The following is a 12974-nucleotide window of genomic DNA, read 5'->3' as shown; positions in this document are numbered from 1 at the left end:
GTGCTTTTAATTTTCTTATTTGCTCGCATACAAGCCAAACGGTTTTAGCAGACGAGATTGTTCCCTAAAATAACTCTGCTGGCATATCCATAATAGCGCTATCGCCTCGAGAAACCTGCGCTAGATGGAAGTCAGCTTTAGGTAATACTTTTTCCATATAAAACTTAGCGACGTAGCTTTTTTGTTCGGTAAAGTTTGCATCGTCATGCCCTACCGCTTTGTCAGCTAGCAGTAATGAATAGTAACCATAAAGTATGTAACCAAAGGCATCTAAGAAATCTACAGCGCTTGCATTGATTAATGCAGGCTGAGTTAGCTTATTATCATTGATGTGACTCGCAATGCTAAGTAGGTTATCAAATCGAGTGCTAATAGCAGATTTATCTTCAGCTGAAACGTGTTGTAACTCATTTAGCTCAGCAGTAATTTCTGCAACAAATTGACTCAATGTTGCTAGGTTATCACCTGTCACTTTACGGCCTAAGAAGTCAATGGCTTGAATACCATTAGTCCCTTCATAAATTTGTGCGATCCGTGTGTCACGCACAAATTGCTCAATGCCTGTTTCGCGAATATAACCATGACCACCAAATACTTGCTGAGCCATAATTGTTGCATCTAAACCACGATCAGTTAGAAATGCTTTAGATACTGGCGTGAGTAGTCCAACGTATTTTGCAGCCTTTGTTTGAACGTCACCTTCGCCATGTTTGGCTAAATCTAATTGCTTGCCAGTGAAAACTGAAAGTGCTCTACCCGCATCTGTGATTGATTTAATAGTCAGTAACATTCTACGGACATCACCGTGAACGATAATGGGGTCAGCAGCAGCGCCTGTAGGTGAGCCGCCAGCAGCAACCCCTTGAACACGTTCTTTGGCATAATCAGCAGCCATTTGATACGCACCCTGAGCACTGCCTAAGCCTTGAATACCTATCGCAAGACGCTCATAGTTCATCATAGTGAACATACACACTAAACCACGGTCGACTCTACCAACTAAGTAGCCTTGTGCATTATCATAATTCATAACACAAGTCGCTGACGCTTTAAGCCCCATTTTGTGTTCAATTGAGCCAACAGATACGCCGTTAGGCTCGCCCAAAGTCCCATCATCGTTGACTGAAATCTTTGGAACTAAAAATAACGAAATACCTTTAGACTTCGGCAGTTTAGCAAGCACTAAATGAATAACGTTTTCGGTTAAATCATGATCGCCGCCAGTAATGAAAATTTTACTACCAGAAATTAAGTAACTGCCATCTTCTTGTGGTTCAGCTTTAGTACGAATATTACGAAGATCTGAACCGGCTTGCGGTTCTGTCATGTCCATGGCACCAGACCATTGCCCTGAATATAGGTTTGGTAAATATTTCTCTTTTAATTCTTCTGTAGCATGAGCATTGATACATAAAGCAGCACCAGCAGTCAGTGAGCTGTATAAAGTGAAAGAGTTACATGCGCTGTAGTTCATTTCATCAACTAAAACGCCTAACATTTTTGGCATACCCATACCGCCAAAATCCGGCTCACCACATAAGCCAACCCAGCCACCATCGGAAAATTGTTGATAAGCTTCTTTAAATCCATCTGGCGTAATAACCTTGCTACCTTCGTGCCTTACTTCTTGCTCATCACCATTTCTGTTAATAGGTTGAATCAAGTCACGGCTAATCTTGCTAGCTTCATCTAGAATAGCGACTGCGGTGTCCATATCGACCATTTCAGCCATAGCTGGCATGTTTTGCCATGTGGTATTGGCATCAAAGACGTTTTCTAATAAGAATTGCATGTCTTTCAAAGGAGCTTGGTAAGGATTCATATCACACTCTTAAACAGATAATTAAAACAGTTGTTTCAATTTATACAAAAGGACTATGAAACACAAGCTGTATCTGTAGTAAAAAGCATAAATAATGAATAAATTTTACAAATAAACAACCCACTCACTACTTGGTTATGAGTCGCATAAATACGCCTAAAAATAGCGGGAATTAGACAAGGTTTTGAATTCGAAGTGAGTATAAAAGAACTACTACATACTAGCTAAAGAAATTAAAAACGCAGTTGAGTGAGATAACGGCTTAAACATGTTATTGAGCCGATGAACGTTCGAATGCTGCACCAAGTAGAGAAAAGTAATCTAAAATAGCAGCCATAATTTGCTCTCTATGGCCGACATTTGGATATATTAACCGAGTGGCTTGATCTGATTTAGTCGTCCCTGACACAAGATAATTATTTCTTAATGAACCAAACGATTCTATTGAAGATTCAAAAGCACGTGCCATTAGTTCTGTAGGCTTAGAGAAATAATAACTACCTTGTACCTTATCAACCTTAATTGCATTGGTTACAAACTCACTAGCAGACTGACCATCTTCACTTAATAAAACAAGTTTAAACAAGTTAGATAGCTTATCGTTAAGCGCATGTGGTTTTAATAGATGATCATTAAGCCATAAATCTGATGCACAAGCATACTTGCTGTGACGATCTTCAAAGGCTTTTGCCACTATATAATGATCAAATGCATGCCAAAACTCATGCGCTAACGCACCAGCACCGGCATTTTTAGCTAATGCTAACTCTCTTGTGCTTGGGGAATAATGTGCTTGCACACCTTTTTGGCCACCACGACCAAATAGCATATTTAATGTCTTTCTAAGACCAATAAGTTCAGCGGGAACATTCAGTATCTGAGAAAGATCTGCTAAAGAATCAAAAACTAAATTTGCTGCAATTTTTGACTCATCAGCAGTCACCCATTTACCCACACTGATATGCCTTAAGCCAAACGTTTGTTTGATATCATTGAAATTGGCTTGCTCGCCAAGGCGATAATCTAGTCCATTGCGAAAATATTGTGTATGTTGCAGCAAAACTGAATAACCTATTCGTGGCTAAATTTACAAACGATAAAACAGTCATAAAAAATGCCTCAATATGAGGCATTTTTTAAGATAATGAATTACCACATAAGGTCATCAGGGATAGCATAATCCGCATATGGATCATCTTCTTTAGTCACTTGCTCAGTTTGGTTATCATCAGTATCAGTCCAAAGATAACCACACCATTCTGGAACCAATAAATTGACGCGTTCAGCTAATTTATGCGGTACTAAATAGCTTTTATCTTCGTAACGGATAATACCAACTGCACCAGAAAGTAACTGACCTTGTAATTTCTCATTCACATAAACTGATAAGATTTTATTATTAACCGTGAAGTTAAATTTGATTTCAGCATCAGTAGGAATTGAAATAGCGAACTTGGTAAACTCAGTGATGAGTCCACGCACTTGGCCTTTTTCTTCAGCTTCTGCAAAACGTTTTTCATTTAATGCACGATCTTTCTCAGCTTGCTCAAGTTTTTGCTGTGCAATTTGTTGCTTTAAATCTGCACTACCATCATCTATCTTGGCTTTCTTCTGCTTACGTTTTTGAGTTTTAACATCACGCGCTTTTTGTTTGCTCGCTAATCCTGCTTTAAGCAATTGCTCTTGTAATGCGTTTGCCATTTAAATCACCTTAAAATTATTTACTATTCTGGCATGTGTTTCGCTAGTGCATCCATTGCCGCGCCTGCACCACCTAATGACCAACCACCATCAACGGGTAAGATTGTTCCAGTGATGTAAGACGCCATATCCGATGCTAAAAATAATGCTGCGTTTGCAATATCTGATTTAACTCCATTGCGTTTCAATGGCACACTATCAGCTATCATTGATTTTAATGCTTTACTTGGTGCTAAGCGATCAAAACCTTCTGTTTCGTCAATAGGTCCTGGTACTATCGAATTGACTCTAATTCCATCTACGCCCCATTCTATTGCTAACGTGCGAGTTAGCATATCTACACCGGCTTTGGCTGCACAAACATGTACTTGCAGCGCCATTGGTACATAAGCTTGTGGCGCAGAAATCTGAATAACATTGGCACTGGTTTTACCGTCAGCTTGACTAACTGCTTTTCTCAGCAGTGGATAAGCTTGCTTAATAACTTGGAAACTTCCAAGCAGGTCAATGTCCATTACTGATTTAAATCCATTCGCTGATAGATCTTTAGCGCGCGAAGGAAAATTCCCTGCGGCGCCGCTTACCAGAACATCTATATGGCCAAATGCTTGTTCTATATTGGCAAAACCTTGACTAACAGCCTCAATGTCACGGACATCAAAACTGACCCCAAGATGCTTTCCTTTTGGGTTTACTAATTTAAGTTCATTTACAGCTGAGTTAACTTTTTCAACACTACGACTCGCTACAGCAACATTGGCTCCTTGTTTAGCAAAAGCGCATGCTATGCTAAGGTTAATTCCACTAGTTCCGCCTATAACAACAACATTCTTTCCTTGATAATCAAACATTAAACGCTCCTGATTTGTTGTGTTGTAAAGTAAACCGTATTGACACTAGCTAAACGCATCACAGGTTTACTTTTACTCTCAGCTGTAATCGACTCTATTTAAGTGATTCCACAATTTGGTGCAATGAAGCCAGTGGATCTGCCGCTTTAGTGATCGGCCTTCCAATCACTAAAAAGTCAGAGCCTGCCGCTACTGCTTTAGGTGGTGTCATCACTCGATGCTGATCGCCTACATCAGCGCCAACAGGCCTAATACCTGGAGTCACTAAATTAAACGATTGGCCAAAAGATGACTTTAACATCGTCGCTTCTTGGGCTGAACAAACAACCCCGTCAAGGCCAGCTCTATGTGTAAGCGCTGCTAAGCGTTTAACGTGCTCTTGTGCAGGCACATTAATGCCCAAAAGCGCTAAATCTTCATCGCTCATCGATGTTAAAACGGTTACGGCGATAAGTAATGGCGCATCATTGCCGTAGTTAACAAGTGCTTTCTTGGCAGCTTCCATCATGGCTAGCCCACCACTTGCATGAACGTTGGTCATCCATACCCCTAAATCTGCAGCAGCTGACACTGCCTTAGCAACGGTATTTGGAATATCATGAAATTTTAAATCTAGAAATAAATCAAAGTCACGGTCATGTATGTCTTTAACCAATTGAGGCCCAAATAAAGTGAACATTTCTTTACCCACTTTTAAACGGCACATCGTTGGATCAAGCTTGTCGATTAACGATAACGCTTCATTTTTATTATCGTAATCTAAGGCTACTACAATTGGTTTATCAGTCATGTTTACTCCGTAAGATAATCATTAAACATACTCACAATGAATACGTAATGACGTATGGGTGTTCGTTTTGTAACGCTAGATTGTTGATGTCTTGGTTTACTCACCATCAAGTCCTTTGACACGCTTAATGCTGCCCCACTCTTTGCAAGATGGACAATGCCAATACAAGCTATGCGCAGGGAACCCACATGAACAACAGCGGTAACTTGGTCTAAATTTAATTTGTTGCTCTACTAACTTTTCAAGCATCGATAAGCTTTGTTTTGCTTGTCCATCTTCAGCCTGCTTGATATGTAACTGCATTAGATGTTGAAACCCCTTCATCGTAGGATGTCGATACAAGTGGTCTAGCACCATTTTTTCAGCATTCTTAGTATTCCCTTGCTCAATTTTGTGTTTAGCAAGGGCAATAATAACACTGGCTCCACCGCCGGACTCCAGTGCTTGCTGTAAAAGAGATTGATAGCCTTCTAAGTCATTACTGTCTCGGTAAACTTGTCTAGCAACACCAATAGCGTCGGCAAACAATTCGATATCTGCAAGCTTTAATTCTAAGATGGCTTTTTTACATTGGGAGACTTGATTTGAATCAAGATAGATCTTTGCGAGGGTTAACCAAGCTCTGCCACAATGCTCATCAAGCTTAATGGCTTGTTGAAGTAATTTGATTTTCTCATCGCTTTCAGTCGCTTCATCAGATAACTGGCAATAAAAATGTGCAGTGATGGATTTGAGTGCTTGCTGACGTTTGCGACTTAAGCCTTTAGTGATGTTAATGGCGTTTTGCCATTCTTTGGTCACTTGGTAAATCGAGATTAGTTCACTTTCTGCTTCTTCGCTATGTTCATCTTGACTAACGAGATTGAGAAAAATTTCTTCTGCTCGATCATAAAAGCCCGCTGCTAAATAATCTTTTCCCAGTTCCATCATGGCAATGTCACGTTGCTCGGTGGTGAGACTCGGCCTTGCGATGAGGTTTTGATGGATACGAATTGAGCGATCAACTTCACCACGTTTACGAAATAATGAACCTAAAGATAAATGTGTGTCGATTGTTTCATCATCGACATCTAGCATAGTAATAAAGAGATCAACCGCTTTGTCTGATTCATTTGAAAGCAAAAAATTAAGCCCAGTGAAATAGTCTCTACTGAGTTTCTTACTTTGTTGCTTTTGATTCTGTCGTATACTTCTACGCCCCATATACCAACCGTAACCGGCTGCTATAGGTAACAACAGAAAGAGGATTTCTAGCATATTATGCAGTGGTATCCTGTGCTATTGGATCAGACACTTTATCAGTTAACTGAGCAATGGTTTTGTTGCGCTTACGAATGACCATTTTCATTTTGAGAATATAGTAACCGGCAAATAACCAGCTAATCAAAAAACCTGCTAAAAACACAATGGCCAAAACAACAGGTAAACGATATTGGCCTTCTGCAACAAAATAGCTGACCGTCACAATTTGTTCGTTTTTGGCACCAAACAATAAGGCGAGAACAAAAAATAATCCAACAATGATAATGGCAATAAACGATTTCACATGCAGCTCCATTCAATCTGTGAGTGATAAAAATTCAATCTTATCAATACAACTGATTATCCAAGATATTTAGCCAAGTAACCAGCTTTGAAAAGCAATAGATACAAAAAAGCCTCCAAAAGGAGGCTTTTTAATCAAGCGTTAATCAATGATTAACCGCATCGACACGTTCGCGCAGTTCTTTGCCAGGCTTAAAGTGCGGTACGTATTTGCCTTCCAATTCAACTGAGGTACCAGTTTTAGGATTACGGCCAACACGCGGTGCACGATAGTGAAGAGAAAAACTACCAAATCCACGGATCTCAATACGATCACCGCCTTCTAATGTTGTTGCCATTTGCTCCAACATTTCTTTAATAGCACTTTCCACTTCTTTTGCCGACAACTGCGACTGCCTAGTGGCAAGTTTTTCGATCAGTTCGGATTTTGTCATCCTATACCCTCTATTATCAAGCCAAACACAGTCGCCTAAAGGGAAACACCAAGTGTTTCCCACACTACAGGCGATTTATTACTTACGAGCTGCTTTAAACGCTTCAGCCATAGCATTACTAATAACAGCATCATCTTGCTTGTTAATAGTTGCCATTGCTTCTTTCTCATCTGCTTCATCTTTCGCACGGATAGATAAGCTGATAGAACGGTTCTTACGATCTACGCCCATGAACTTAGATTCAACTTTGTCACCTACAGAGAATACTGTAGATGCGTCTTCGATACGCTCGCGAGAGATATCTGCAACGCGAAGGTAACCTTCAACAGTTTCAGCTAGTTCAATTGTAACGCCTTTAGCGTCAACAGCAGTAACTACACCATTTACAATAGTACCTTTCTTCTTGTCTGCCAAGTAAGCATTGAAAGGATCGTCTTCAGTTTGCTTAACGCCTAAGCTGATACGCTCACGCTCAGGGTCAACAGAAAGAACTACTGCGTGGATTTCGTCACCTTTCTTGTACTCAGATACAGCGTCTTCGCCAGTACCGTTCCAAGAAATGTCAGATAAGTGAACAAGACCGTCGATGCCACCGTCAAGACCAATGAAGATACCGAAGTCAGTGATAGACTTGATCTTACCAGAAACTTTATCGCCCTTGTTGAAACGAGTAGCGAAATCATCCCATGGGTTAGTCTTACATTGCTTAAGACCTAGAGAAATACGACGACGTTCTTCATCGATGTCTAGAACTAGAACTTCTACTTCATCACCTAAGTTAACAACTTTAGATGGGTGGATGTTCTTGTTAGTCCAATCCATTTCAGAAACGTGAACAAGACCTTCAACGCCTTCTTCGATTTCAACGAAACAACCGTAGTCAGTTAAGTTCGTTACGCGACCAGTTAAACGTGTGTTTTCTGGGTAGCGCTTGCTGATTTCTAACCATGGATCTTCGCCAAGTTGCTTAAGACCTAGTGATACGCGAGTACGCTCACGGTCATACTTAAGAACTTTAACGTTGATTTCGTCACCAACATTAACGATTTCAGATGGGTGCTTAACGCGCTTCCAAGCCATATCAGTGATATGTAGAAGACCGTCAACGCCACCTAAGTCTACGAATGCACCGTAGTCAGTAAGGTTCTTAACGATACCTTTAACTGCTTGACCTTCTTGAAGGTTCTCAAGAAGAGCATCACGTTCTGCACTGCTTTCTGATTCGATAACAGCACGACGAGAAACAACAACGTTGTTACGCTTCTGGTCAAGTTTGATAACTTTGAATTCTAATTCTTTGTACTCTAGGTGAGCAGTATCGCGAACTGGGCGAACGTCTACTAGAGAACCTGGTAAGAAGGCACGGATACCGTTTAATTCAACAGTGAAACCACCTTTAACTTTACCATTGATGATACCGATTACAGTTTCAGCATCTTCATAAGCTTTTTCTAGAACAATCCAAGCTTCGTGACGTTTCGCTTTCTCACGAGATAATTGAGTTTCACCGAAACCGTCTTCAACAGAGTCAAGTGCAACATCAACTTCGTCGCCAACAGCGATTTCTAAAACACCTTGAGCGTTTTTGAATTCGTCAGCAGAAATTGGGCTTTCAGACTTAAGACCAGCGTCAACTAGTACAGTACCGTTTTCGATGCGAACAACTACACCACGTACGATAGAACCAGGACGGAACTCAAGTTCATTTAGGGATTGTTCAAATAGATCAGCAAAAGATTCAGTCATTTTATGATTACTTTCTTTTATAAACCACCATCCATCCTAGATGTGGAGTCAATTAATTTATTTACATCATCCGTGATATAAATGTTGTTTCATAACTTCTCAGAATTAAGAAATTACGTTAAGTTTTTATTGATGTGTTCAAGCACTAGCTCAAGCACTTCATTAATACCTATGCCACTAGTATCAATCACTAGCGCATCATCCGCAGGCACTAAAGGCGAGACTGAACGATTAATATCGCGGTCATCACGTTCAATGATTTCAGATAAAAGGCGATCGATATTAACATCGAACCCCTTGTCCTGCAACTGTTTATAGCGTCGCTGCGCCCTTTCCTCTGCTGATGCAGTAAGGAAGATTTTAGCTGGTGCATTAGGAAAAACGACGGTTCCCATGTCACGGCCATCAGCTACTAATCCAGGTTCAGCACTAAAAGCACGTTGGCGTCTAAGTAGTGCTTCTCTAACACGTGGAAAAGCGGCTATTTTAGAAGCTGCATTACCACATTCTTGAGTACGAATACTGGTTGATACATCTTCGCCTTCTAAAATGACTTTCACTAAATCATTTCCGGCTAAAAACTGCACGTCTAAATGAGAAGCTAACAAGGTAATGGCTTCTTCATTTTCTAATTCAACATCGTGATGAATGGCTGCAAGGGCTAAAACACGATAAATAGCGCCGCTATCTAGTAAATGCCAATCTAATCGTTCAGCAACGAGTTGGCATATTGTCCCTTTTCCTGCACCGCTTGGTCCGTCGATTGTGACTACTGGAGCACGTTCAGACATAAATTCCTCCGAAAAAAAACAATCTTCCATGAATGTAAAAAAGGTTCATCAAAATGAGCGGGCGGCATTGTATAACAATTTGAACCAAAAAACTGGAGAATTTTGTAAGTTCATAAAGAAGATCATAACAACGGCAGTTAATTGACTGCCGTCATTATTTTTATGCTTGGTAAGATTAAATTAGCAAGCTAAACGTGCGAACTCACTGAAATAAGTCGGGAAGGTTTTAGAAGTACAATCAGGATCGTTAATCGTAATTCCACAAGGCGCAAAGGCCATCATTGAAAAACACATCGCCATACGATGGTCGTTATAGGTATCGATATCAGCAGTATTCAATACAGCAGGAGGCGTCACTGAAATATAATCATGACCCTCTTCTACTGTTGCTCCAACCTTTCTAAGTTCTGTAGCCATAGCTGCTAAACGATCGGTTTCTTTAATACGCCAATTGTAAATATTGGTTATTTTGGTTGTACCTTCTGCAAATAATGCCGCTGTTGCAATTGTCATTGCAGCATCAGGAATATGATTCATATCTAAATCAACCGCAGTTAGTTTCGCTTGACGTGAAATAATATAATCATCACCCCACTCGATATCAGCGCCCATTTTCTCAAGGACATCTGCAAATTTGACATCACCTTGTATGCTTAATTTACCAACACCTGTTACTTTGACTTCACCGCCTTGAATCGCACCTGCAGCAAGAAAATAAGATGCCGATGAAGCGTCACCTTCAACTAACACTTTACCTGGTGATACATATTGCTGGCCGGATTTAATTTCAAATCTGCGGTAGTCGTGGTTTATGACTTCAACCCCAAATTGAGCCATTAAGGCTATAGTGATATCAATATAAGGTTTAGAAACTAACTCACCTTTAATATTAATATTGACTGAGTCTTTAGTTAATGGCGCAACCATGAGTAATGCAGTTAAGAACTGGCTCGACAAGTCGCCAGCTATCTCAACTTCTCCACCATTTAATCCATCAGCATTAATGGTTAAAGGTGGAAAACCATCGTTTTTTAAGTAAGTCACATTAGCGCCTAACTGACGCAGAGAATCAACCAAATCGCCAATTGGTCTTTCTTCCATTCTCGGCTCACCTGTTAATGTAAATTCCCCTGAACCAAGTGTTAACGCTGCGCAAAGCGGTCTCATTGCTGTACCAGCATTACCTAAAAATAGCGTTTCAGCTTGCTTTGCAGTGATAGGGTTTCCTAAACCTTCAAGTTCGCAAACGGTATTATTATCTGATAACTCATATTGAACGCCTAGCTGTTTAAGCGAGGCTAACATGTATCGAATATCATCTGAGTCCAGTAAATTCGTTAAGGTTGTTTTACCTTTAGCAAGAGTCGCCAATAGTAAGGCTCTGTTAGAGATACTTTTTGAGCCTGGAATGTTAACAACACCACTGACTTTTTCTACGGGTTCAAGACGCAACTGTTTCATGAAAAATTCTTCTTAAATGAGTTCTAGCAAAATGCAAGAATGGATATGATTAAAGACAAAGCGACGTCTATGTCAATTTATCTATACGATTCTGATTGATAGTTAGATAATAATTATTCTTGACTACAAATTTACTCATTGCAGCCCACGATACAAGGGCTTTTAATAAAAAAAAGACGGATTTATGTCGAACTTGAATAAAATGAATGAAAAAACCACTATTTTGCTTACTAATTTAGCTTAATTAACAAAAATTAACCTTGCACTGTAAACCTTCATTTAAAAAAACAGTTAATTTTAAAATTAGTTATTTTTTTACATTTCAATCCGCAATTAAACCACGTTATCCTAAAGCGAATCCTACCATTATTTGATATTTATAAGGTCAATGACCATGTTCAAAACATTAACAGCCATGCCAGCAGATCCAATTCTTGGTTTGCTGACACAATATCGACAAGACTCTCACCCACAAAAAATCGACTTAGGTGTTGGCGTTTATAAAGATCCTGCTGGCCATACGCCCATTTTAGACTGCGTAAAAATAGCAGAGCAACAACGCACAGACACCGAAACAACCAAAGTCTATATCGGCCCTACAGGCTCTGAAGATTTTAATCAGTTAATGTCTGAACTTGCATTCGGACAAACCCACCCCGCTTTACTCGCTAATCGTGTAAAAACGGTTTCCACACCAGGTGGCACAGGCGCATTAAGAGTTGCAGCTGAGTTTATTAAAAGCTGTAAACCAAATGCTGTTATTTGGGTAAGCGACCCAACATGGGCAAATCATACTGGATTGTTTGAAGCTGCAGGCTTAACAGTTAACACTTATCCTTATTACGATTACGATACTAAAACCTTAAAATTTGATGAAATGAAGGCAGCACTTAGTCAAATTGGTCCGGATGATGTCGTTTTACTTCATGCCTGTTGCCATAACCCTAGTGGTATGGATTTATCCACCGAGCAGTGGGATGAAGTCATTTCAATTACTGCAAAACAAGGATTTACTCCATTAATTGATATGGCATATCAAGGTTTTGGGGATGGCGTTGAAGAAGACGCTTATGGTGTACGCCAAATGGCTGCTGCAGTAGAGGAAATGATTTTATGTAGCTCTTGCTCTAAGAACTTTGGTCTTTACCGCGAAAGAATTGGGGCGTGTACGCTTGTTGCTGACAATAGCCAAACTGCAAACATCGCTTTTTCTGTGCTTTTGTATGTAGTTCGCTGTATATACTCAATGCCGCCTGCCCATGGTGCAGCGCTAGTTGAAACCATTCTCGGGACTGCAGAGCTTAAACAGCAATGGCTAAATGAACTGACCGTAATGCGTGATCGCATAAACGGTAATCGTCAAATGTTAGTGGATAAACTAATTGAAAATGGCGTAACACAGGACTTTAGCTTCATTGCCAAACAAAAAGGGATGTTTTCATTCTTGGGTATTAATCCTGCACAAGTGGAGCAATTGAAACAAGAGCACAGTATCTATATGGTCGATTCAAGCAGAATGAGTATCGCTGGTATTAGCGAATCAAATGTAGATTATCTGGCTAAATCTATTGCTAAAATTCTGTAAGCTTTCTCTTATTCAAAAATGTAAAAGCGAATTGTTTTCATCAATTCGCTTTTTTTTAAGTTTAAACTTTTGGGTTTTACATTTGGTTAGCCTTACTTGTTAACTTAGCATTATGAGTCATGTTTTTAATCAGCTAGCGTAAGGTTAAATCTTACAACTTGATTGCATCTCAAACGAACTAACAATAATAAAAAAGCCACTCATAAAAGTGGCTTTTTTAAGGCAATGGTTTGTCCCGTCCTGAGATA

At 39.9% G+C, this 12974-nt stretch carries 12 protein-coding genes; 1 reads left to right on the top strand and 11 read right to left on the bottom strand.

The window, feature by feature from the left end; translation table 11 throughout:
- Positions 1-64: 64 nt before the first annotated feature.
- From AB4128_RS17665 to aroA, 11 genes are all read right to left on the bottom strand, one after another.
- Entirely contained in the window at positions 65-1822 is a 1758-nt protein-coding gene (locus AB4128_RS17665; RefSeq protein ID WP_372038463.1) for an acyl-CoA dehydrogenase family protein, read from the bottom strand.
- A gap of 271 nt (positions 1823-2093) precedes the next feature.
- Complete coding sequence (locus AB4128_RS17660) at positions 2094-2882, bottom strand: CLCA_X family protein (protein WP_080915755.1); 789 nt, start codon at positions 2880-2882, stop codon at positions 2094-2096.
- A gap of 89 nt (positions 2883-2971) precedes the next feature.
- A complete protein-coding gene (locus AB4128_RS17655; RefSeq protein ID WP_065108039.1) occupies positions 2972-3523 on the bottom strand; it encodes a DUF2058 domain-containing protein in 552 nt (183 codons plus the stop codon).
- Between the two features lie 23 nt (positions 3524-3546).
- Positions 3547-4374: an SDR family oxidoreductase gene (locus AB4128_RS17650; RefSeq protein ID WP_372038461.1), complete on the bottom strand. Its 828-nt coding sequence runs from the start codon at positions 4372-4374 to the stop codon at positions 3547-3549.
- Positions 4375-4468: 94 nt separating this feature from the next.
- Complete coding sequence (gene pyrF / locus AB4128_RS17645) at positions 4469-5164, bottom strand: orotidine-5'-phosphate decarboxylase (protein WP_372038460.1); 696 nt, start codon at positions 5162-5164, stop codon at positions 4469-4471.
- Between the two features lie 96 nt (positions 5165-5260).
- Positions 5261-6421 carry a lipopolysaccharide assembly protein LapB gene (lapB, locus tag AB4128_RS17640; RefSeq protein WP_055024568.1) on the bottom strand — a complete coding sequence of 387 codons (1161 nt, stop codon included), beginning with the start codon at positions 6419-6421 and terminating at the stop codon, positions 5261-5263.
- A gap of 1 nt (position 6422) precedes the next feature.
- Positions 6423-6722, bottom strand: coding sequence for a LapA family protein (locus AB4128_RS17635; RefSeq protein ID WP_247663178.1), 300 nt, complete (start codon positions 6720-6722; stop codon positions 6423-6425).
- A 133-nt stretch (positions 6723-6855) separates the two neighbouring features.
- Positions 6856-7143, bottom strand: coding sequence for an integration host factor subunit beta (gene ihfB, locus AB4128_RS17630; RefSeq protein WP_055024570.1), 288 nt, complete (start codon positions 7141-7143; stop codon positions 6856-6858).
- Between the two features lie 78 nt (positions 7144-7221).
- Positions 7222-8910 (bottom strand): 30S ribosomal protein S1, encoded by a 1689-nt coding sequence (rpsA, locus tag AB4128_RS17625; protein WP_263863673.1) that lies wholly within the window; start codon positions 8908-8910, stop codon positions 7222-7224.
- A gap of 92 nt (positions 8911-9002) precedes the next feature.
- Positions 9003-9680, bottom strand: coding sequence for a (d)CMP kinase (gene cmk / locus AB4128_RS17620; RefSeq protein ID WP_055024572.1), 678 nt, complete (start codon positions 9678-9680; stop codon positions 9003-9005).
- A gap of 180 nt (positions 9681-9860) precedes the next feature.
- Positions 9861-11141, bottom strand: a complete 1281-nt coding sequence (gene aroA, locus AB4128_RS17615; RefSeq protein WP_119969203.1) for a 3-phosphoshikimate 1-carboxyvinyltransferase — start codon at positions 11139-11141, stop codon at positions 9861-9863.
- Positions 11142-11535: 394 nt separating this feature from the next.
- On the opposite strand from aroA, the gene AB4128_RS17610 reads away from it, so the two are divergent.
- A complete protein-coding gene (locus tag AB4128_RS17610) occupies positions 11536-12726 on the top strand; it encodes an amino acid aminotransferase (RefSeq protein ID WP_372038458.1) in 1191 nt (396 codons plus the stop codon).
- Positions 12727-12974: the final 248 nt, after the last annotated feature.

It is taken from the genome of Shewanella sp. 10N.286.52.A9, assembly GCF_041468985.1.
GTDB lineage: Bacteria > Pseudomonadota > Gammaproteobacteria > Enterobacterales > Shewanellaceae > Shewanella > Shewanella japonica.
This window is presented reverse-complemented; position numbering and strand designations above follow the sequence as displayed.

Bases quoted from the DNA above. Each gene is read 5' to 3' on its own strand.
- AB4128_RS17650 (WP_372038461.1), bottom strand. From the start codon at position 4,374: ATGTTTGATTATCAAGGAAAGAATGTTGTTGTTATAGGCGGAACTAGT.
- cmk (WP_055024572.1), bottom strand. From the start codon at position 9,680: ATGTCTGAACGTGCTCCAGTAGTCACAATCGACGGACCAAGCGGTGCA.
- lapB (WP_055024568.1), bottom strand. From the start codon at position 6,421: ATGCTAGAAATCCTCTTTCTGTTGTTACCTATAGCAGCCGGTTACGGT.
- pyrF (WP_372038460.1), bottom strand. From the start codon at position 5,164: ATGACTGATAAACCAATTGTAGTAGCCTTAGATTACGATAATAAAAAT.
- AB4128_RS17635 (WP_247663178.1), bottom strand. From the start codon at position 6,722: ATGGAGCTGCATGTGAAATCGTTTATTGCCATTATCATTGTTGGATTA.
- AB4128_RS17610 (WP_372038458.1), top strand. From the start codon at position 11,536: ATGTTCAAAACATTAACAGCCATGCCAGCAGATCCAATTCTTGGTTTG.
- aroA (WP_119969203.1), bottom strand. From the start codon at position 11,141: ATGAAACAGTTGCGTCTTGAACCCGTAGAAAAAGTCAGTGGTGTTGTT.
- AB4128_RS17655 (WP_065108039.1), bottom strand. From the start codon at position 3,523: ATGGCAAACGCATTACAAGAGCAATTGCTTAAAGCAGGATTAGCGAGC.
- ihfB (WP_055024570.1), bottom strand. From the start codon at position 7,143: ATGACAAAATCCGAACTGATCGAAAAACTTGCCACTAGGCAGTCGCAG.
- AB4128_RS17665 (WP_372038463.1), bottom strand. From the start codon at position 1,822: ATGAATCCTTACCAAGCTCCTTTGAAAGACATGCAATTCTTATTAGAA.